Origin of the sequence: Algibacter luteus (assembly GCF_030344935.1) — a bacterium.
GTDB lineage: Bacteria > Bacteroidota > Bacteroidia > Flavobacteriales > Flavobacteriaceae > Arenitalea > Arenitalea lutea.
Genome location: NZ_CP128313.1, coordinates 42,769 through 64,138 on the forward strand (window position 1 = coordinate 42,769; position 21,370 = coordinate 64,138).

19 protein-coding genes and 1 tRNA gene are annotated in these 21,370 nt (G+C 33.9%); 13 read left to right on the forward strand and 7 right to left on the reverse strand.

Annotation, left to right across the window (positions count from 1 at the left end; translation table 11 throughout):
- The first annotated feature begins 69 nt into the window (after positions 1-69).
- Entirely contained in the window at positions 70-2,922 is a 2,853-nt protein-coding gene (gene polA / locus O5O44_RS00135) for a DNA polymerase I (RefSeq protein ID WP_289195254.1), read from the forward strand.
- Positions 2,923-2,940: 18 nt separating this feature from the next.
- Here polA and O5O44_RS00140 read toward each other — a convergent pair whose 3' ends face one another.
- A complete protein-coding gene (locus tag O5O44_RS00140; RefSeq protein WP_289195255.1) occupies positions 2,941-4,884 on the reverse strand; it encodes a YgiQ family radical SAM protein in 1,944 nt (647 codons plus the stop codon).
- Between the two features lie 218 nt (positions 4,885-5,102).
- Between O5O44_RS00140 and O5O44_RS00145 the strand changes: the two genes are divergently transcribed.
- The 12 genes from O5O44_RS00145 to O5O44_RS00200 all read left to right on the forward strand — a co-directional run bounded on the left by O5O44_RS00145 (position 5,103) and on the right by O5O44_RS00200 (position 18,036).
- Positions 5,103-6,065 carry an L-threonylcarbamoyladenylate synthase gene (locus tag O5O44_RS00145; RefSeq protein ID WP_289195256.1) on the forward strand — a complete coding sequence of 321 codons (963 nt, stop codon included), beginning with the start codon at positions 5,103-5,105 and terminating at the stop codon, positions 6,063-6,065.
- Positions 6,066-6,197: 132 nt separating this feature from the next.
- Positions 6,198-6,653: a 50S ribosomal protein L13 gene (gene rplM, locus O5O44_RS00150; RefSeq protein ID WP_289195257.1), complete on the forward strand. Its 456-nt coding sequence runs from the start codon at positions 6,198-6,200 to the stop codon at positions 6,651-6,653.
- A complete protein-coding gene (gene rpsI, locus O5O44_RS00155) occupies positions 6,653-7,039 on the forward strand; it encodes a 30S ribosomal protein S9 (RefSeq protein ID WP_019386700.1) in 387 nt (128 codons plus the stop codon). The genes rplM and rpsI overlap by 1 nt, the downstream gene beginning before the upstream one ends.
- A 161-nt stretch (positions 7,040-7,200) precedes the next feature.
- Complete coding sequence (gene rpsB / locus O5O44_RS00160; RefSeq protein WP_019386701.1) at positions 7,201-7,986, forward strand: 30S ribosomal protein S2; 786 nt, start codon at positions 7,201-7,203, stop codon at positions 7,984-7,986.
- Between the two features lie 73 nt (positions 7,987-8,059).
- Entirely contained in the window at positions 8,060-9,034 is a 975-nt protein-coding gene (gene tsf, locus O5O44_RS00165) for a translation elongation factor Ts (protein ID WP_289195258.1), read from the forward strand.
- Positions 9,035-9,268: 234 nt separating this feature from the next.
- Positions 9,269-9,976, forward strand: a complete 708-nt coding sequence (pyrH, locus tag O5O44_RS00170) for a UMP kinase (RefSeq protein WP_289195259.1) — start codon at positions 9,269-9,271, stop codon at positions 9,974-9,976.
- Positions 9,977-10,030: 54 nt separating this feature from the next.
- A complete protein-coding gene (gene frr / locus O5O44_RS00175; protein WP_019386704.1) occupies positions 10,031-10,588 on the forward strand; it encodes a ribosome recycling factor in 558 nt (185 codons plus the stop codon).
- A 95-nt stretch (positions 10,589-10,683) separates the two neighbouring features.
- A complete protein-coding gene (locus O5O44_RS00180; RefSeq protein WP_289195260.1) occupies positions 10,684-11,907 on the forward strand; it encodes a hypothetical protein in 1,224 nt (407 codons plus the stop codon).
- A gap of 47 nt (positions 11,908-11,954) precedes the next feature.
- Positions 11,955-14,345: an efflux RND transporter permease subunit gene (locus tag O5O44_RS00185; protein ID WP_289195261.1), complete on the forward strand. Its 2,391-nt coding sequence runs from the start codon at positions 11,955-11,957 to the stop codon at positions 14,343-14,345.
- A gap of 121 nt (positions 14,346-14,466) precedes the next feature.
- Positions 14,467-15,894: an asparagine--tRNA ligase gene (gene asnS / locus O5O44_RS00190; protein WP_434088351.1), complete on the forward strand. Its 1,428-nt coding sequence runs from the start codon at positions 14,467-14,469 to the stop codon at positions 15,892-15,894.
- Positions 15,895-15,970: 76 nt separating this feature from the next.
- Positions 15,971-17,431, forward strand: coding sequence for an RNA polymerase factor sigma-54 (gene rpoN / locus O5O44_RS00195; protein ID WP_289195263.1), 1,461 nt, complete (start codon positions 15,971-15,973; stop codon positions 17,429-17,431).
- On the forward strand, positions 17,431-18,036 hold the full coding sequence (locus O5O44_RS00200; RefSeq protein WP_289195264.1) for a hypothetical protein: 606 nt from the start codon (positions 17,431-17,433) through the stop codon (positions 18,034-18,036). Before rpoN ends, O5O44_RS00200 begins: the two co-directional genes overlap by 1 nt.
- Here O5O44_RS00200 and O5O44_RS00205 read toward each other — a convergent pair.
- The 6 genes from O5O44_RS00205 to O5O44_RS00230 form a co-directional block, all read right to left on the reverse strand.
- Complete coding sequence (locus O5O44_RS00205; protein WP_289195265.1) at positions 18,031-18,723, reverse strand: porin family protein; 693 nt, start codon at positions 18,721-18,723, stop codon at positions 18,031-18,033. The genes O5O44_RS00200 and O5O44_RS00205 overlap by 6 nt on opposite strands.
- 126 nt (positions 18,724-18,849) lie before the next feature.
- Positions 18,850-19,326: an ExbD/TolR family protein gene (locus tag O5O44_RS00210; RefSeq protein ID WP_019386711.1), complete on the reverse strand. Its 477-nt coding sequence runs from the start codon at positions 19,324-19,326 to the stop codon at positions 18,850-18,852.
- Positions 19,327-19,349: 23 nt separating this feature from the next.
- A complete protein-coding gene (locus tag O5O44_RS00215; protein ID WP_019386712.1) occupies positions 19,350-19,937 on the reverse strand; it encodes an ExbD/TolR family protein in 588 nt (195 codons plus the stop codon).
- A gap of 4 nt (positions 19,938-19,941) precedes the next feature.
- Positions 19,942-20,373: a hypothetical protein gene (locus O5O44_RS00220; RefSeq protein ID WP_019386713.1), complete on the reverse strand. Its 432-nt coding sequence runs from the start codon at positions 20,371-20,373 to the stop codon at positions 19,942-19,944.
- Between the two features lie 22 nt (positions 20,374-20,395).
- Positions 20,396-21,166 (reverse strand): MotA/TolQ/ExbB proton channel family protein, encoded by a 771-nt coding sequence (locus O5O44_RS00225; RefSeq protein WP_019386714.1) that lies wholly within the window; start codon positions 21,164-21,166, stop codon positions 20,396-20,398.
- Positions 21,167-21,242: 76 nt separating this feature from the next.
- Positions 21,243-21,330, reverse strand: a tRNA-Ser gene (locus O5O44_RS00230).
- Positions 21,331-21,370: the final 40 nt, after the last annotated feature.

Consider the following 21,370-nt stretch of genomic DNA (forward strand, 5'->3'; position numbering starts at 1 on the left):
TAGAAATGACTAATTTCATGATTTAAGCTTAACTTTTCGTAGCTTTGGTTTTCTTTCAAAATTAAACCAATGTCAGATCAAAAACGCCTTTTTTTAGTAGATGCTTATGCCTTAATTTTTCGCGGCTATTATGCTTTTATAAAAAACCCTCGAATTAACTCTAAAGGTGAAGATACTTCGGCTATTATGGGTTTCATGAACTCATTGTTAGATGTAATTAAACGAGAGCGCCCAGACCATTTAGCAGTATGTTTTGACAAAGGTGGAAGTGCCGATCGTGTTGAAATGTATGAGGATTACAAAGCCAATAGAGACGAAACACCCGAAGGTATAAAAACGGCTGTTCCGCATATTTACAACATTTTGAAAGCCATGCACATTCCTATTATGGTTAAAGATGGATATGAAGCCGATGATGTAATTGGAACACTCTCAAGACAAGCTGAAAAAGAAGGGTATAAAACGTATATGGTTACGCCCGATAAAGATTTTGCACAATTAGTTACCGATAATATTTTTATGTACCGCCCTGTTTTTGGTGGTGGTTATGAAACTTGGGGCATCCCTGAAGTTAAGAAAAAATTTGAAGTTGAAGACCCTATGCAGGTTATTGACTTTTTAGGCATGATGGGAGATTCCAGTGATAATATTCCTGGGCTTCCTGGAGTTGGTGAAAAAACTGCTAAAAAATTCATTGCTCAATTTGGCAGTATGGAAGGGTTATTAGCCAACACAGACCAACTGAAAGGTAAAATGAAGGAAAAAGTTGAAGCTTCCAAAGAATTAGGTATGCTTTCTAAAAAATTAGCTACCATCATGCTGGATGTTCCGGTTGAATTTAATGCAAAAGATTTTGAACTCGATCATCCGGATATTGAAAAGGTTAAAGAAATATTTCAAGAATTAGAATTTAGAAGATTGACCGACAATTTTTTAAAGACCTTTGCCACTGAAACAACTGATAACGCATCAAATCAAAATACAACAACAAGTCCGAAAACTGAAACAGCATCGACTCCCAAAGAGATAAAATCGGCCGGAGCAGGACAGTTTTCATTATTCGGAGCAGACCCTTCAAGCCAAACAGAAACGATTAATGAATATACCCGAAAAACTGCGGAAACCACTTCCCACTTCTACCAAAGTGTGACTCCTGGAATGGCTACCAAGTTGTTTATAAAGAATTTACTAAGTCAAACTTCGGTGTGTTTTGATACCGAAACCACAGGATTAAACCCATTAACAGCCGAATTAGTTGGTATTGCGTTTTCTTGGGAAATTGGCAAAGGATTTTATTTGCCATTTCCAGAAAACAAAGATGAAGCACAAGAACTGATCGAGCAACTGCGTCCGTTTTTTGAAAGTGAATCCATTGAAAAAGTAGGTCAAAATTTAAAATACGACATAAAAGTTCTGGCAAAATATAATGTACAAGTAAAAGGCAAATTGTTTGATACCATGTTGGCACACTACCTCATCAATCCAGATATGCGTCATAATATGGATGTGCTTGCCGAAACTTATTTGAATTACACACCCATTTCAATTGAAACTTTAATTGGCAAAAAAGGTAAAAACCAATTGTCAATGCGCGATGTTCCTCTGGAAAAACAAACTGAATATGCCGTTGAAGATGCCGACATCACCCTTCAGCTTAAAGAGCATTTTAAAAATGAATTAGGCGAAGCCAATACTCAAAAATTATTTGATGATATTGAAATTCCGCTACTGCGTGTTTTAGCAGCTATGGAGTTAGAAGGTATAAATCTAGATAAAGACTTCTTGAACTCATTATCTGAAGAATTGAATAATGATATTTTAAATCTTGAACAACGAATTTATGCTGCTGCTGGTGAAGAATTCAATATCGCATCACCAAAACAACTAGGAATAATTCTTTTTGAAAAATTAAAGTTGGTTGATAAACCTAAGAAAACTAAAACCGGACAATACGCAACCTCAGAAGATATCTTGTCGTATTTAGCTAAAGAGCACGACATCATTAAAGATATTTTAGAATACCGCGGACTAGCCAAATTAAAAAGCACCTATGTTGACGCTTTACCGCTTCAGGTTGAAGAAAGTACAGGTCGTGTACATACCGATTATATGCAAACCGTTGCTGCTACAGGAAGATTAAGTAGTAATAACCCCAATTTACAGAACATCCCAATTAGGACCGAACGTGGTAGACAAGTGCGTAAAGCATTCATCCCTAGAAATGAAGAATACACCTTGTTAGCTGCCGATTATTCGCAAATAGAATTACGCATAATAGCGGCTTTAAGTCAAGAAGAAACCATGATTGAAGCCTTTAAAAATGGCGAAGATATTCACGCATCTACAGCTTCAAAAGTATTTAACGTGCCTTTAAACGAGGTGACACGAGAGCAACGTGGTAATGCTAAAACCGTAAATTTCGGAATTATATATGGTGTATCTGCCTTCGGATTAAGTAATCAAACCGATTTATCACGAAGTGAAGCTAAAGATTTAATTGACACTTATTATGCTACTTATCCAAAACTGAGAAGTTTTATTCATGAGCAAGTCGATTTTGCTCGAGATAACGGGTATGTGCAAACCGTATTAGGGCGTCGCAGGTACTTAAAAGACATTAACTCTAGAAATGCTGTAGTTCGCGGTGCTGCCGAACGTAATGCAGTAAATGCGCCTATTCAAGGAAGTGCAGCCGATATTATTAAAATTGCCATGATTCATATTTACAACAAACTCCAAGACGGCAATTTTAAAACCAAAATGCTATTACAGGTTCATGATGAATTGGTTTTTGATGTGTACAAACCAGAGCTTGAAGCCATTAAAACTTTAGTAAAATCTGAAATGGAAAATGCTTTCAAATTAGATGTACCACTTGATGTGGATTTAGATACTGGTGATAATTGGTTGGAGGCGCATTAAAACCAATTCATCGAATTATTAGCGTTTCTTTTTGTACTTAACTTTCTTTTTTCTTTGATTAAAAGGCACTGCATCATCAAAAGTGTTTTTGGCTTCACCTTTAGGCTTATTTTTACGCCACTTTTCGTTTTTAGCAGGAAGAAGTACATCCAATAAATCTTGGCGTCCTAATTTATTCAATGTATTTTTTATCCACGCTTTATTTTCATCTTTATACCAAAAGAAAAAACGGTGTTGTTCCTCTTTTTCTTTTCGCGTTTTAGGTGTATTTACTTTTTTAAGCGTATACGGATGGTAACCACTGTAATAAATTACAGTAGCCACGGTCATTGGTGTAGGGGTAAAACCTTGCACTTGCTCTAACTGGAAACCCATATCTTTAGTTTCGGCAGCAAGATTTGCCATGTCTTCAGCTTCACAAGCCGGATGATTCGAAATAAAATAAGGTATCAATTGCAGCTTCAAGCCTTTGGCAACATTAATCTTATCAAAACGCTCCTTAAACTTATGAAAATAGCTAAATGATGGTTTACGCATTAATTTCAATACCGGGTCGCTGGTGTGTTCTGGTGCTACTTTAAGTCTTCCCGAAACGTGCTTCGTCATCACCTCTTCGGTATAATCGTCTAATTCTTTCGGGTCTGCATTTTTATTAAATTCTGGTACGAGCATATCATGTCGAATACCTGAACCAATAAAAGACTTTTTAACTTTTGGGTGATTATCTACGGCTTGATATAGCTCCGTTAAAGGCTTATGAGACGTATCAAGATTGCTACAAATTACTGGCGAAATACAACTTGGTGCCACACACTTATCGCATATAGACTGTATTTTTCCTTTCATTTTGTACATATTCGCACTCGGGCCTCCAATATCAGACAAATACCCCTTAAAATCAGGCATATTAGCCACCGTATCCACTTCCTTTAAAATAGATTCCTGACTACGAGACGCAATAAATTTGCCTTGGTGCGCAGATATGGTACAAAAACTACAACCACCAAAACACCCTCTATGAATATTGATGGAAAATTTTATCATTTCATAAGCTGGAATAGGTCCACGCTTATTGTATTTCGGGTGGGGTAATCGCGTGTAAGGCAAATCAAAAGACGCATCAATCTCTTCCTCAGTCATAGTAGGATATGGCGGATTAATCATCAGCGTTTTATTACCTACCTTCTGGAAAATACGTCGAGCAGCCAACTTATTACTCTCCTGCTCTATAATTTTAAAATTAGAAGCATACTTCTTCTTATCCTGTAAACAAACTTCATGCGATACTATTTCAACATCTTCCCAATTACTATTCTTCGGTATTTTAGCATCGGCATCCATCAAAACCGCTGTTTGGTTTACCGTTGTTATACTGCTAAATGGCACACCTTTTTGCAATAAACGTACCACTTCGCGTAACGGTTGCTCACCCATGCCATATACCAGCATATCTGCTTTAGAGCTTTCTAAAATAGTTGGCATTAATTTATCGCTCCAATAATCATAATGGGTAACACGTCTTAAAGAAGCCTCAATACCACCAATTAAAACCGGAACATCAGGCCATTTTTCTTTTAAAATATTCGAATATACCGTAGTCGCATAATCAGGTCTAAACCCAATATCGCCGTTGGGCGTGTAAGCATCTTTATCACGTCGTTTTTTACTAGCCGTATAATTACTAATCATAGGGTCCATACAACCACCAGTAACTCCAAAAAACAGTTTCGGCGCACCTAGTTTTACGAAATCCTGAAGATTATCGTTCACATTGGGTTGAGGCACAATAGCAACACGTAATCCAAAACTTTCTAACAAACGGCCAATTACTGCAGGCCCAAATGTTGGATGGTCAACGTAAGCATCGCCACTAAACAATATAACGTCTAGCGCATCCCAACCGCGAATTTTCACCTCTTTGTTTGTGGTAGGTAACCAACTAGAAAGTTTTAACTCTTGCATAACACTGCAAAAATAGACAAAAAACCACTCTAAAACATTATAAACACTATTTTGGGCGTTCCCCAAGGGTCGGGCTATCCGTTACAAGTCCTCGCTCCTCCTTCCTCGGGCTGTGGGCTTTCCTCTGCTATCCCTAACGCGGGCGTACTGCTACCAATTAGCTTTCAAACATAAATCACATCATTTTTTTAACTAATTTTGCAACCTGATTTACAAAAATGAGCATCATTTCCAAAGACATAGCAAAAGCTATTGCCCTTTTAAAGGCCGATAAAATTGTAGCAATCCCTACCGAAACGGTTTATGGACTTGCAGGAAATATATTTAGCGAAAAGGCCATTAAAAGCATTTTCGAAACCAAAAAACGCCCGTTTTTTAATCCATTAATTGTTCATATTCCGTCTGCTGATGCTTTAGAAAACATTGTAAGCCATGTGCCAGAAAAAGCAAGATTGCTCGCTAAAGCATTTTGGCCAGGATCCATGACATTAGTTTTAAAAAAACAAGCCACAATTCCAGATTTAATTACCGCAGGAAAAGACACGGTCGCAGTTCGTGTACCAAATCATCCTTTAACCTTAGAGTTATTAGAACAACTTCCATTTCCGTTGGCGGCACCAAGTGCCAACCCGTTTAGCAGCATCAGTCCAACTAAACCAGAGCATGTAGAAAACTATTTTAAAAACGACATAGATATGGTTTTAGATGGTGGTGCATGCACAAACGGTATAGAATCTACTATAATTGGATTTGAAAACGACGAACCCATCATCTATCGTTTAGGCGCTTTAGCTCTAGAAGATATTGAAGCTGTAGTTGGACAAATAACTATAAAAAACAAAAAAGAACAAAGTCCAGACGCTCCAGGCATGCTCGATAAACATTATGCTCCTTTAACACAAACATACTTAACCAGCAATGTTTCAGAAGAGGTAAAAAACCATGCAGGAAAACGTATAGGACTCCTTGTTTTTAAGGATGATTTAAATGATAATGCTATTACAACTCAAATCATCTTATCACCAAAAGGCGATATGGCAGAAGCAGCATCAAAATTATACGATGCCATGCACGATTTAGATCATCAAAATCTAGACGTAATTATCGCAGAGCGTTTCCCAGATTTTGGCCTTGGAAAGTCCATAAACGACAGGTTGCAACGCGCTGCTTTTAACAGTTAATTTATCAAAGTTGCAGCGACCTGATTTTCAAGCATAAAAAAACCTTAAACTAGGTTTGGTAATCAAATATATAATCGTAAATTTGCAAACTCTTTTTGAGAGAGGAATGTTTAATAATTAAAAAATCAAAGTGTGGACACATTAAGCTACAAAACGATTTCAGCAAACAAAGCTACTGTAAATAAGGAGTGGGTTTTGGTTGATGCTGAAGGTCAAGCGCTTGGTCGTTTAGCTTCTAAAGTTGCAAAACTTTTAAGAGGCAAACACAAGCCTAACTTCACACCTCATGTTGATTGCGGAGATAATGTTATCATTATCAATGCTGAAAAAATCACCTTATCAGGTAACAAATGGACTGACAAGTCTTACATTCGTCATACCGGATATCCAGGAGGTCAAAGAAGTTTAACTGCTACAGAATTGTATGGTAAAGACCCTGCAAGAGTAGTAGAAAAATCAGTTAAAGGAATGCTACCTAAAAACAAATTAGGTGCAGTTTTATTCCGTAACCTAACAGTTGTTGTTGGTTCAGAGCATGCTCATGCAGCGCAAAAACCAAAAGCAATTAACTTAAACGAATTCAAATAATGGATGTAATTCACAAAATTGGCCGTAGAAAGACGGCTGTTGCTCGTGCCTATGTTTCTTCAGGAAAAGGAAACATTACGATTAATAAAAAAGACTTAGCTAATTATTTTACGACTGCTACTTTACAGTACAAAGTAAAACAACCTTTAGTTATGACTAACAATGACAGCAACTTTGATATTACAGTAAATGTATATGGAGGTGGTATTACTGGACAAGCAGAAGCTGTTCGTTTAGCAATTTCTCGTGCAATGTGCGAATTAGATGCTGAGAACAGATTGATTCTTAAACCAGAAGGATTATTGACAAGAGACCCAAGAATGGTAGAGCGTAAGAAATTCGGTCAGAAGAAAGCTCGTAAGAAATTCCAGTTCTCTAAACGTTAATATTTCAGTTGAATTCACTTTCAACACAAAACAAAATTATAAAACAGTTATTGTTGTCCTAGTCCATAAAAAGACAGGATTTAGTTTAGCATCTAAATGAAGCCAAGAGCCTAGAGCCAAATGGAACATTGCTAATTCAACAGAACGTAAACTATTACAAAATGGCAGTAGAAGTAAAAGAATTACTTGAAGCAGGTGTACACTTCGGACACCTTACACGTAAGTGGGACCCAAATATGGCACCTTACGTTTATATGGAGCGTAACGGTATCCATATTATAAACCTTTACAAAACAGCGGCTAAAATTGATGAAGCCGGAGCAGCACTTGCTAAAATTGCAGCTTCAGGACGTAAAATTTTATTCGTTGCAACAAAAAAGCAAGCAAAAGATATCGTTGCTGAAAAAGCAGGAGAAATTAACATGCCTTACATCACAGAAAGATGGCCAGGTGGAATGTTAACTAACTTTGTTACTATTAGAAAAGCTGTTAAAAAAATGGCTTCTATTGATAGAATGAAGAAAGACGGTACTTTCATGACACTTTCTAAAAAAGAACGTTTACAAGTTGATCGTTTAAGAGCTAAGTTAGAAAAAAACTTAGGTTCTATTACCGATATGACACGTTTACCAGGAGCTTTATTTGTTGTAGATATTAAGCGTGAGCATATTGCTATTAAAGAAGCACAAAAATTAAACATTCCAATTTTTGCAATGGTTGATACTAACTCTGACCCACGTCAGGTTGATTATGTTATTCCTGCAAATGATGATGCTTCTAAATCAATAGACAAAATCTTAACGCACGTAACATCTGCTATTTCTGAAGGTTTAGCAGAACGTAAAGCTGAAAAAGAAGCTGCAGCATCTTCAAAAGAAGAAGCGCCTAAAGCTCCAAAAGCAAAAAAAGCACCAGCTAAAAAAGCCGTTGCTGAAGAAGAAGAATAAAAACACAAATAAGTCGTTTAGTTCTTTTCTTTTTTGAAAATATATTGAACGACTTTTTTAAATTATAATAATTATGAGTACTACAGTAAAAGTTACAGCTGCTGAAGTTAACAAATTAAGACAAGCAACAGGTGCAGGAATGATGGACTGCAAAAAAGCTTTAGTTGAAGCTGGTGGTGATTTTGATAAAGCTATCGAAGTTTTACGTAAAAAAGGACAAAAAGTTGCAGAGAAAAGAGCCGATAGAGATTCTTCTGAAGGTGCTGCTGTTGCAAAAATAAATGATAGCCAAACTGAAGGTGTTGCAATCGTTTTAGGTTGTGAAACTGACTTTGTTGGAAAAAACGAAAACTTTCTATCCTTAGCAAATCAATTAGCTGATATCGCATTAAACTGTAACACTAAAGAAGAGTTTTTAGCTGCAGATTTTGGTGGTATGTCAGTTGCAGATAAATTAGTTGAACAAACTGGTGTAATTGGTGAAAAACTAGATATCACTTCTTTCGAAAAATTATCAGCGACTTACGTTGGTGCTTATGTGCATATTAACAAAATTGCTGCTTTAGTAGGATTAACTGCGAAAGTTGATAATGCTGATATTTTAGCTAAAGATGTTGCAATGCAAGTAGCTTCTATGGGAGCAACTACTCTATCTTATAAAGATTTTGATCCTGCTTTTGTAGCTTCAGAAACCGAAGCAAGAATTGCAGTTATTGAAAAAGATAATATCGAGTTAGGTCGTTTAGGTAAAACACTTAAAAATGTACCAAAATACATTTCTATGGCTCAATTAACTCCTGAAGTTTTAGCGCAAGCTGAAGAAGAAGCAAAAGCTGAATTAAAAGCTGAAGGTAAGCCAGAACAAATCTGGGACAGAATTTTACCAGGAAAAATGGAGCGTTTTATTTCTGATAACACCACTCTAGATCAAGAGAAATGTTTACTTGATCAAACATTCATTAAAGATGAAAAGAAAAGTGTTGCAGCATACGTTGCTACATACGGCGATGTTGAAATCTCAGGTTTCAAACGTGCGTCAGTAGGATAATATATTTCTATTAAAGGAATTTTACCAAAATTTAAAACCACTATATTTTTGAAATATGGTGGTTTTTTTTATTCTAAAAATCAGGTTTCATATAAATTCAAAAAATAAAAAAATTATGTAGCTTTGCTCAACCTCAGTAAATAACTTATGAAATGAGCCACTACAATTATATTAGAATTAAATTAATCTGTTTTGGTGAATGACATCAGACCATAAATTAACAAAAACAAACTGATGAAATATAAAAGAATACTACTTAAACTATCTGGTGAAGCTTTAATGGGCAACCGACAATATGGTATTGACCCAGATCGATTAGCAGAATACGCTCAGGATATAAAAACAATCACAGACCTTGGTGTAGAAGTTGCCATTGTAATTGGTGGTGGTAATATATTTAGAGGTGTTGCAGGAGCCAGCAAAGGCATGGATCGTGTGCAAGGGGATCATATGGGTATGTTAGCAACTGTAATTAATGGATTAGCACTTCAAGGTGCATTAGAAGATGCTGGCTTACCTACAAGATTACAATCTGCCATTAAAATTAATGAAGTAGCAGAACCTTTTATAAGAAGAAAAGCCATGCGCCATTTAGAAAAAGGGCGTGTTGTTATTTTTGGTGGAGGTACAGGGAACCCCTATTTCACTACCGATTCTGCTGCAGTATTACGAGCTATTGAAATTGAAGCTGACGTTATTTTAAAAGGCACTCGAGTTGATGGTATTTATAATGCCGATCCTGAAAAAGATGCCAAGGCGATTAAATTTAATAACATATCCTTTGATGATGTTTTGAGAAAAGGATTGAAAGTTATGGATACAACTGCCTTTACGCTGAGTCAAGAAAATAAACTTCCAATTATTGTTTTTGATATGAATAAAAAAGGAAACTTACTTAAAGTAGTTTCAGGTGAAAATATAGGAACAGTTGTTAATGTTTAAAAATTGGCGTAATTTTTGACAGCTTATATATAATTTGAAATAAAAGTTTAAAACATGAACGAAGACATACAATTTATATTAGATTCTACAAAAGAAGCAATGGATAATGCTATTAAGCATTTAGAAAAACAGTTTGTAAATATTAGAGCTGGAAAAGCAAGTCCTGCCATGTTAGGAAGTGTTATGGTAGATTATTATGGTTCTCAAACACCTCTTAGTCAAGTTGCTAATGTAAATACCCCAGATGGAAGAACCATTACTGTTCAACCTTGGGAAAAAAGCATGCTTCAAGAAATTGAGCGTGGTATTGCATATGCCAACCTTGGATTTAACCCTATGAATAATGGCGAAACAATAATAATAAACGTTCCGCCTTTAACTGAAGAACGTCGTCGTGATCTCGCAAAACAAGCTAAAGCTGAAGCAGAAGATGCTAAAGTAAGTATTAGAGCAGCGCGTAAAGATGCTAATAACGACATTAAAAAAATAGATGAAGCGTCAGAAGATTTAAAAGCAAATGCCGAAATAGATGTGCAACAAATGACCGACAAATTCGTTAAAAAAGTTGATGATCTTTTCGACAATAAAGAAAAGGAAATTATGACCGTATAATATCAAGGCGACAATTTAGTCGCCTTTTTTATAATTCATCTAGTATTTAGGGCACATTGCAAATGTTTAAACGTTATTCTATTCTCTTTTTTTTGATGTGCTCGCCTCTAATCTTTGCGCAAACTATTGATGAAAAAACAATAGAACCAAAGCAAGACTCCATTAAGAAGAAAGAACTATTACAGAGTATTGGCAACGGATATTTACCTTCAAAGTACTTCAACATAGACTTAAGATATCTTATAAAATTCAATCAATACGAAGGTATTAGAACTGGCCTTGGGGGAGAAACTAACAATACTTTTTCAGAGAAAGTCCGCTTTAACACCTATTTGGTTTATGGTTTTATAGATCACCGATTTAAATATAGTTTTGGTGGCGGAATACGATTAGCAGAAAAAACTAAAACTTGGTTAAATCTATCTTATACTGATGATTTACAAGAAACGGGAAGCACCAAATTTTTAACGGATAAGCGCTTTTTTCAGTTTTTTGAACCACGTTTATTAAATATCGATTTATTTCACAAACACATCACAAAATCGATAGCATTAGAACACGAAATTACACCAAATTTAATTTCAGAAACTGAATTTGCTGTAAGCAACATAAATCCAACTTATAATTATAGTTACGCAGTAAATAATACGACTACGCTTAATGCTTTTCATTTAAGTTCCGCCAAAATCGCTTTACAATGGAGTCCTTTTGAAAATGGTTCTGATGCGTTTAAAAATGAATATCCAAAATTCACATTTCAGTACACTAAAAGCTTTAAAGATGTTATTGGAAGCGACTTTGGGTTTTCTAAACTAGATTTTAGAACCATACACAAAATAGGGAACAAAGACCATTCGTTTTCAGAAATTACTTTAGTTTCAGGTATGGCTAGAGGAAGCACACCTTTAACTCATCTATATCATGCATATCCAAACAATATTACTAAAGAAACTATTTTACAGCGATTTTCGGTGGCCGGTTTAAATAGTTTTGAAACCATGTATTTTAACGAATTCTTCTCTGATAAATTTGCTACCCTACAATTAAAACATTTTATAAAACCTTTTAATATTTCTGAACGTTTTAAACCACAATTGGTATTAATTTCGCGTTTTGCCATCGGAGATATGAAGAGCCCAGAAAAACACCAAAACGTAACTTTTGGGTCATTAAAAAAAGGTTATACCGAATCTGGTTTTGAACTAAATAAACTGTTATTTGGTTTCGGGTTAAGTTTTACTTATCGTTATGGTGCATACCATTTACCCGAGTTCGGCGATAATATTGCTTTTAAATTTACATTTAACGTCTCATTATGAGGTATTATGCTTGTTTTTTCTACCTTTGCCCAACTTTTATCTAAAGCATGTTAAAACTTTTTACAAAGGATTTTTGGGACGTTACCGCAAGATTAATTTTACGTAATAAAATTGCTATTCTTGTAGGTATTACAATCGCTACTTTTCTTTTAGCTCAAAAATGGGAAAACATGCGTTTTACCTATACTGAAGCCAATTTATTACCTGATGACCATGAGGTAAATATCATCTATAACGATTTTTTAAAAACATTTGGTGAAGAGGGCAACTTGATTGTTTTTGGGGTAAAGGATAGCACCTTATTTTCAGTTGAAAATTTAAATGCTTGGAATAAATTATCAGACGATTTTAAAAACAATGAGGCTGTTGAAACTGTAATTTCAATTAAAGACCTTCAAAAATTAATAAAAGATTCAGATAACCAAAAATTTAAATTAGAGCCTTTTATTAAGGATTCTATTACCTCGGTAGCTCAAATTGAAATGCTACAAAATGAGCTCTTTGAAAAATATCCTTTCTACGATAACTTTTTGTTTAATAAAGAAACAAAAACCATCCGTACAGCAATTTATCTAAAAAAAGATATTGTTAATACTTCCGCCAGAAAAGATTTTGTTACCAATATATTACAACCTCAAATAAAAAGCTTTGAAGAAGCCAGAAATCTAGATGTGCGTATTTCTGGGATGCCATACATTCGAACTCTAAATTCTCAAAATATCGTTGATGAAATTGGTATGTTTATTATAGCAGCATTACTGGTAACATCAGTTATTTTCTTTTTCTTTTTTAGATCGTTTAGAGCCACCTTTATTTCACTAATAGTTGTGTGCATTGGTGTGATGTGGACCTTGGGTATTATTGGGTTATTAAACTATGAAATTACTGTTTTAACAGCACTTATTCCACCATTAATTATCGTAATTGGAATCCCTAACTGTATTTTCTTAATTAACAAATATCAACACGAAGTAAAATTACACGGTAATAAAGTAAAGTCTTTACAACGTGTTATTACTAAAATTGGTAATGCTACATTAATGACTAATGTAACTACCGCATCGGGTTTTGCAACATTTATACTTACAGAAAGCAAACTTTTAAAGGAATTTGGTATCGTAGCTTCACTAAGTATTTTAGCCATATTTATCTTATGCTTGCTTATCATTCCAATAATATACAGCTTTTTACCTTACCCAAAAGACCGCCATTTAGAACATCTAAATAAACGTTGGATTGGTGGGTTTGTAAATTGGATGGAAAGCATGGTAAAACAAAAACGTATTGCTATTTACATTGTTTCTGTTCTTTTACTTGTTGTAAGTATTATTGGTATTTATCAGATTAAAATTTCAGGTAGTTTAATTGAAGATATGCCTCAAGATTCAGAATTCGTAAATGACATTCGATTTTTTGAAGAAGAATTTAATGGTATTATGCCGTTAGAAATAATGGTGGACACCAAACGCAAAAAAGGGGTAATGAAATTATCTACACTGAAGCGAATGGACGAACTGGAAGATTTAATAATTGAAACACCTGAGCTTTCAAAACCAGTTTCTGTAGTCGGGTTAGTTAAATACTCTAAACAAGCTTATTACAATGGCAACACCAAGTTTTATCAGTTACCAACTTCTCAAGAAAATAGTTTCATTTTATCCTACGCTAAAAACTCATCGTCTAATGTCGATTTGCTCAAAAATTTCGTAGATAGTACAGGGCAATACGCACGTATCACTACGCTCATGAAAGATATTGGCACAGACAAAATGGAGCGTATAGAAGAAAATCTTCAAACTAAAATTGATAAAGTTTTTCCGAAAGATCGCTACAATATCACCATGACAGGTAAAGCCTTAGTATTTCAAAAAGGCACAAAATATTTGGTTAAAAACTTAGTGATTTCATTATCATTAGCCATCTTTTTAATTGCCCTTTTTATGGCATATATGTTTCGTTCCGGAAGAATGATAATCATATCGCTTATCCCTAACTTATTACCATTATTAGTTACTGCCGGATTAATGGGTTATTTAGGTGTTCCTATTAAACCATCAACTATTTTAGTGTTTAGCATCGCTTTTGGTATTTCTGTTGATGACACTATTCATTTTTTAGCAAAATATAGACAAGAACTTCAAGCGAATAAATGGAAAATAAAGGTTTCGGTTTATGGCGCGCTACGCGAAACTGGTGTTAGTATGTTTTACACATCAATAGTGTTATTCTTTGGTTTCTCGGTGTTTACAATTTCAAGTTTTGGAGGTACGGTTGCTCTAGGAGCTTTAGTTTCAGCCACATTACTTTTTGCAATGTTATCTAACCTTTTGCTATTGCCATCACTTTTACTTTCACTAGAACGTAGCATTGCGAACAAACAGGTACTTAGAGAACCAACCATTAATATTATACCCGAAGAGGACGAAACAATCGACTAAATTCCAATTCTATTAAAACCATCATAAATTTTCTGTTTTCGAGAATTTTTGGAATTTAGAAATTGAATTTTGATGAATGAAACCTTTATATTTACACTATTAATTTAAAATTAGAGTGACATTGAAAACTGTTTCAGAATTATTATCAGAAGATATTATTATCCCAGAAGTAGAAATTAAAGGTTGGGTAAGAACCTTTAGAGCAAATCGTTTTATAGCATTGAATGATGGATCTACGTTAAACAATATCCAATGTGTTGTCGATTTTGAAAATTTTGATGAAGCGTTGTTAAAAAGAATAACAACAGGAGCTGCTATTCATGTAAAAGGAGAGCTTGTTGAAAGCCAAGGTCAAGGGCAAAAAGTTGAAATTCAAGTTAAAGAATTAATTGTTCTAGGAGATTCTGATCCAGAAACCTACCCTATTCAACCTAAAAAACATTCATTCGAGTTTCTAAGAGAAAATGCCCATTTACGTACGCGTACTAACACCTTTAGTGCAGTTATGCGTTTACGTTCGGCGCTTTCTTTCGCCATACATAAATACTTTAACGATAATGGCTTTTACTACATGCACGCTCCAATCATTACAGGAAGCGATGCTGAAGGTGCAGGTGAAATGTTTCAGGTTACCAATCTAAACCTTCAAAATCCACCGAAAAATGAAGAAGGAAATATAGATTATTCAAAGGATTTCTTTGGAAAGGAAACCAATCTTACCGTTTCTGGACAATTAGAAGCAGAAACCTATGCCATGTCTTTAGGTAAAGTGTACACCTTCGGACCAACATTTAGAGCTGAAAACTCAAACACATCGCGTCATTTAGCAGAATTCTGGATGATTGAACCAGAAGTGGCTTTTATGGATTTGGCCGGTAATATGGATTTAGCCGAAGACTTCATGAAGTTTGTAATACAATATATCTTAACCAACAATAAAGAGGATTTAGATTTTCTTGATAATCGACTTCAGGATGAAGAAAAAAGAAAACCACAGGCAGAACGTAGCGATATGACTTTAATAGAAAAGTTAAAATTTGTAACAGAAAACAACTTTAAACGTGTTAGTTATACTGAAGCAATCGATATTTTACGAAATTCTAAACCAAACAAGAAAAAGAAATTTAAGTTTTTAATTAATGAATGGGGTACGGATTTACAAAGTGAACATGAACGCTATCTTGTAGAAAAGCATTTTAAATGTCCTGTTATATTGTTTGACTACCCTGCTAACATCAAAGCATTTTACATGCGTTTAAATGATGATGGTAAAACGGTTCGCGCTATGGATATTTTATTCCCAGGAATTGGAGAAATTGTTGGTGGTGCACAACGTGAAGAGCGTTTAGATATTTTAAAAGAAAGAATGGCTGCTATTAATATTCCAGAAAAAGACCTTTGGTGGTATTTAGATTTACGGAAATATGGTACCGCAGTGCATTCTGGATTTGGTTTAGGCTTTGAAAGATTAGTTATGTTCGCCACAGGTATGGGTAATATTAGAGATGTTATACCTTACCCAAGAACACCACAAAATGCAGAATTCTAGCAAAAATCATTATAAAATTGAACTTTGGTTTACAGTTCCCTTTTTTTATCTTTGAGTAGCAACCTATTTATAATATATGCTTAAACAACATTTACAATTTAAATTATCTCAAAAACTGTCGCCGCAGCAAATTCAATTAATGAAATTGATTCAGTTGCCAACGCAAGCTTTTGAACAACGTTTAAAGCAAGAATTAGAAGAAAACCCAGCATTGGAAGGTGGTAAGGAAGAATCTCAAAACGAGTTAGATTCAGATTTCGATAACTCGAATGATGAATATGATGATAACGATTCCATAAATACCGAAGATATTAATGTTGATGAATATTTGAGCGATGATGAAATTCCAGATTATCGCACACAAGCCAATAATTATAGTAGTGATGATGAAGAACGAACCATGCCTTATGCGGCAGGAACATCATTTACCCAGCATTTAATAAATCAATTAAACACATACAGACTTTCTGAAGATGAACGCGAAATCGCTGAGTTTCTTGTAGGAAGTGTTGATGAGAGTGGTTATATCAGAAGAGAACTAACCGATATTATGGACGATTTGGCCTTTACGCAAAACGTTTATACCACTGAAGAAAAAATTGAGAAAGTTTTAAAAATAGTACATCAACTTGACCCAGCCGGGGTAGGTGCTCGAAATTTAAAAGAATGTTTAAGTATTCAACTTCATAGAAAAGAAAAAACGGTAGATACAGAATTGGCAATTAACATTATTGATAATGCCTTTGATCAGTTCACAAAAAAGCATTACAAAAAATTACTTCAGAAATTTAATATTTCCGAAACACAATTAAAAGGAGCCATTTCAGAAATAGAACATTTAAACCCTAAACCAGGTGGGTCTTATGCAGGTAATAATAGAATAGTAGAACATGTAGTTCCAGATTTTGCAATTAAGATTGTTGAAGGAGAATTAGAATTAACACTAAATGGCAGAAATGCACCAGAGTTGCATGTTTCGAGAGAATACAATAATATGCTTAAAGGTTATAAAGACTCGAAAGACAAATCTAAATCTCAAAAAGATGCAGTGCTTTTTATTAAGCAAAAACTAGATGCAGCCAAATGGTTTATTGAAGCCATAAAACAGCGTCAACAAACCCTTTTTGTTACTATGAGTGCTATCATGCATTATCAAAAAGAATATTTTCTAACTGGCGACGAGCGTAACCTAAAGCCCATGATTCTTAAAGATATTGCAGATGAAATTAACATGGATGTTTCAACAGTATCAAGAGTAGCTAATAGTAAATATGTAGACACTCCTTATGGCACCAAATTAATTAAAGAATTCTTTTCTGAATCAATGAAAAATGATCAAGGTGAAGATGTTTCTACTAGGGAAATTAAAAAAATTCTTGAAACTGTTATTGAAGAAGAAAATAAGAAAAAGCCATTAACAGATGAAAATTTAGCATCTATCTTAAAAGAAAAAGGTTACCCTATTGCTAGACGTACCGTTGCAAAATATAGGGAGCAACTCGATATTCCTGTAGCGCGGTTACGTAAAAAAATATAATGGATAAACTGCTTAAAAGTATTTCATATATTTTTCACCCACTAATAATGCCATTATTAGGCGTTATCTTTTACTTTTCTAAATCTCCAAGATATATTCCTTTAGATATTATTCAAGCTAAAGTAATCTCGCTTTTTATACTCACTATTATACTTCCAATTTTATTGTATTTTTTACTAAAAACAATTGGGATTGTTAATACAATAAACCTAAAATCTACAAAAGAAAGAATTTATCCACTTATTTTAAATGGAATTGTAATTCTAATTGTTTTACAACGTATTTTAACACCATCGCAGGCAATAGAGCTTTATTTTTTCTTTATCGGTATTCTAATATCTAATATGGCCTGCCTAATACTTGCTATTTTAAAGTTTAAAGCGAGTATTCATATGATTGCTATTTCAGGCGTATTTATGTTTTTTATAGCACTAAGTATCCATTTTAGTATTAACATTAATGGTACACTAGCTTTAATGTCTATAATCATGGGCGCAATTGCAACGTCTAGACTTCATCTAAAAGCACATACTTCGATTGAATTGATAATTGGAGTTTTTATTGGAATTCTTCCGCAACTAATTTTAGTGAATTATTGGTTATAAAATATAGAACATTAAACCAATTTTAATCACATTTAAGTTTAACTGTTTCCCTTCTACTATAACATCTTTAGAAAATATCGAGTTTAATGGATAGTAAATATGAAAATTCCATGTGTTATAACCAGCACTCATGGTTAATCCATACTGAAAATTGTTAAAATCTCTATTATTAGTATATTTTAAGCGTCCTAAATCGCCTTCGTATTTAGACGAATTTATTACAGCATAACCAAATTTAAAACCAGTATAGATTCGCCAAAAATTATATTCAGAAGGAGTAGAAGTCCTCCATCTAAATTCTATAGGAACTTCAATTAAATGACTAGAAAACTTATTTTTAGTATAAGTTTGATCATCTTCTATAATATTATAAACAAAATCACCATTACTATCTTTATTAATAAGAAGATTTTGATTAAAAGAATTTGTAGAATACCCCAATCCTATTCCTATAGCCACATTTCTATTTCTATTTATTGGTATATCTTTTATATACCCTAAATGAAAACCTAATGAAAAACCACTTTGGTTAAGGTCTGTAGGTTTGTTATCTAATAAGTTATATGTTACACCTGCATAGAAATGATCTTCTTTGTATAATGAATCAATTTCCTTAGTATTATTTTCTTGCGCAAAGCTTAAAACGACGCCAGAAAACCAAATTAAAACCAAAAAAAGATATTTCATTTTACAATATAAATTATTAGACTATAAAAATAACATCACAATAATAACTAAAATAGTCATTGAATTGAAAAATAAAAGGCGTTTTGATAAATCAAAACGCCTTTGTATAAAATTAAGTTTATAAAATTAATCTCTTCCAAATACACTTCCTTTTTTGGTAGTGTAATTTATTTTAAGTGCATTAACTTTACGCAGTTCTTGCTTAATATCACCAATCAATCCCATGTTGGCATCACTATCTACTTTTAAAGCAGTAGTTAAAAATGGAATTAATTCTTCACGTTTTGAAGCACGTTCTTGAGCGATAAAAGCTGCAATATCATTAACACTAGCAAAATCATCGTTTAGCTGGATTCTGGCTTCAGTTCCAAACTGCTTATAATTTTGACTAGGTTTTCCAGCATAGATATACATTACCAAATCCTTTTTATCAAGTTTCTCAACCTGATCCGCAAATGGTAAATTATTTTGAATTTTTAAGGTATTCTGCCTCATTACTGTGGCTACCATAAAAAAGAATAATAACATAAATACAATATCTGGTAATGCCGCTGTATTTACTGCAGGGATTTCTCCTCCCTTTTTCTTTTTAAATTTAGACATATTTATTAATGTTAAATTTTAAATTATTGTACTTCTGAAAGTTTCTGAGGATAATCAAGTTTAATTTGATCAATTTTCTCTTTCAACTTTTCTTTATTCCCTGGCCAGTTAACATCTTTATAATTAGCTTCCATTTCCGTGAATGCTTGCCCATATAATGCTTGGGCTCTAGCATCTCTTAATTCGTTATATGCTGCTACTAATTCATTTTGAACAGCTATATACATTTTATAAGATGTTTCACGTTCATTCTTTAAAGAAATAATGGCTTTGTCTGGATTATCCGAAGATGAAGGATCTTTTTTTCCTTTACAGTATGAACAAGATCCGTCCCCGCCATTATCTAAAAACTCTCTGGCTGCCTTTCTTAAGTCCTTCAGCTCCATGATATTATCTTCAACAAGTAATTGATCTCTACCGTTTAATAATACAGTAAAAATATTTTTTTGCTTGATAATCACATCTTCATCAGACTCTTCCATTGGAGGAAGCTTTCTATTAATACCTGAATCAACTTCAATAGTAGTTGTTACTAAGAAAAATATTAATAGTAAGAAAGCAATATCGGCCATTGAGCCTGCATTTACTTCTGGTGCTGCTCTTTTTGCCATAATTTTATTTATTTAACATTTTTTTAGCTCCACCATATAGCATAGAGCCAATTGCTAACGCTGCTAGAATATAAAAGGTGTATAATCCCGCGCCTACGTTCTTTGAAACAGATTCTGTTATACCTAAGCCTTTATCATTAAAAGGTTGTAAATTTAAATCTGTCCCTGACGAAATAACATAAGATATGATAACTACTGCTGCAAATGCACCAACTGTCATTAACGTCTTCTTAATATCTCCAGCAAACAATCCTTTGATTACAAAAAGTAGAACTAACAACAACACAATACCCAATACTGCATAAGCTATGTAAAGCATGTTACCGCTCATGTTTTGAGCTGTCTCTTCGTCTCCAGCCATAATTATTAGCGCAAATACCGCACCAATAATAGCTAAAGCAAAAGCTACAATTTTTAAAATTTTATGTAAACCCATAATTTTTTAGTTTTTTAAATTATTACTTTTTGTTTCTAATTAATAGATCCATTAACGTGATAGAAGCATCTTCCATATTGTTAACAATACTATCAATTTTAGCAATAATATAATTGTAAAAAATTTGAAGTATAATAGCCACTACTAAACCAAATACAGTTGTTAAAAGTGCTACTTTAATACCACCTGCAACAAGAGATGGTTGCATATCTCCAGCAGCTTCAATTTTATCAAAGGCTTGAATCATACCAATTACCGTTCCCATGAAACCAAGCATTGGTGCTAGGGCGATAAATAATGAAATCCAAGATACATTCTTCTCTAATTGTCCCATTTGAACTCCACCGTAGGCAACAACAGCTTTTTCGGCAGCTTCAAGACCTTCATCTGTTCTATCTAAACCTTGATAGTAAATAGATGCAACAGGACCTTTTGTGTTTCTACAAACTTCTTTAGCAGCTTCAACTCCTCCAGAAGATAATGCATCTTCTACATCTTGAGTTAACTTCTTTGTGTTAGTTGTAGATAAATTTAAAAAGATAATTCTTTCTATAGCAATTGCTAATCCAAGAATTAAACATAATAATACAATTCCCATGAATCCTGGGCCTCCTTCAATAAACCTCTTTTTTAATTCTTGATGAAATCCAAGTTCTTCAGCAGGTGCTGCGTCTTCTTGTGTCATAGTTGTAACTGTTGTTACGGCTGTACTAGTGTTAGCAATTGTCGTTGCATTAGCAGTTCCGAATGCCACCATCACTGTTATGGCAAGGATAGAAAATAATCTTTTCATGTTCTCGATCTTAATTTTATTAGTTAAAGTGTTAAAGATATAAAAAATAAAGTAATTAAAAACAAAAAAATAACAGCAGAGAGGAAGGGATTCGAACCCTCGATACCCTTTTGAGGTATACACACTTTCCAGGCGTGCGCCTTCGACCACTCGGCCACCTCTCTTTATTTTTTTTATAATTACAGAGGCTCAAATAACAAAAAA

Coding starts and splice junctions, on each gene's coding strand:
- polA (WP_289195254.1), top strand. CDS start 70: ATGTCAGATCAAAAACGCCTTTTTTTAGTAGATGCTTATGCCTTAATT.
- O5O44_RS00140 (WP_289195255.1), bottom strand. CDS start 4,884: ATGCAAGAGTTAAAACTTTCTAGTTGGTTACCTACCACAAACAAAGAG.
- O5O44_RS00145 (WP_289195256.1), top strand. CDS start 5,103: ATGAGCATCATTTCCAAAGACATAGCAAAAGCTATTGCCCTTTTAAAG.
- rpsI (WP_019386700.1), top strand. CDS start 6,653: ATGGATGTAATTCACAAAATTGGCCGTAGAAAGACGGCTGTTGCTCGT.
- rpsB (WP_019386701.1), top strand. CDS start 7,201: ATGGCAGTAGAAGTAAAAGAATTACTTGAAGCAGGTGTACACTTCGGA.
- tsf (WP_289195258.1), top strand. CDS start 8,060: ATGAGTACTACAGTAAAAGTTACAGCTGCTGAAGTTAACAAATTAAGA.
- pyrH (WP_289195259.1), top strand. CDS start 9,269: ATGAAATATAAAAGAATACTACTTAAACTATCTGGTGAAGCTTTAATG.
- frr (WP_019386704.1), top strand. CDS start 10,031: ATGAACGAAGACATACAATTTATATTAGATTCTACAAAAGAAGCAATG.
- O5O44_RS00180 (WP_289195260.1), top strand. CDS start 10,684: ATGTGCTCGCCTCTAATCTTTGCGCAAACTATTGATGAAAAAACAATA.
- O5O44_RS00185 (WP_289195261.1), top strand. CDS start 11,955: ATGTTAAAACTTTTTACAAAGGATTTTTGGGACGTTACCGCAAGATTA.
- rpoN (WP_289195263.1), top strand. CDS start 15,971: ATGCTTAAACAACATTTACAATTTAAATTATCTCAAAAACTGTCGCCG.
- O5O44_RS00200 (WP_289195264.1), top strand. CDS start 17,431: ATGGATAAACTGCTTAAAAGTATTTCATATATTTTTCACCCACTAATA.
- O5O44_RS00205 (WP_289195265.1), bottom strand. CDS start 18,723: ATGAAATATCTTTTTTTGGTTTTAATTTGGTTTTCTGGCGTCGTTTTA.
- O5O44_RS00210 (WP_019386711.1), bottom strand. CDS start 19,326: ATGTCTAAATTTAAAAAGAAAAAGGGAGGAGAAATCCCTGCAGTAAAT.
- O5O44_RS00215 (WP_019386712.1), bottom strand. CDS start 19,937: ATGGCAAAAAGAGCAGCACCAGAAGTAAATGCAGGCTCAATGGCCGAT.
- O5O44_RS00220 (WP_019386713.1), bottom strand. CDS start 20,373: ATGGGTTTACATAAAATTTTAAAAATTGTAGCTTTTGCTTTAGCTATT.
- O5O44_RS00225 (WP_019386714.1), bottom strand. CDS start 21,166: ATGAAAAGATTATTTTCTATCCTTGCCATAACAGTGATGGTGGCATTC.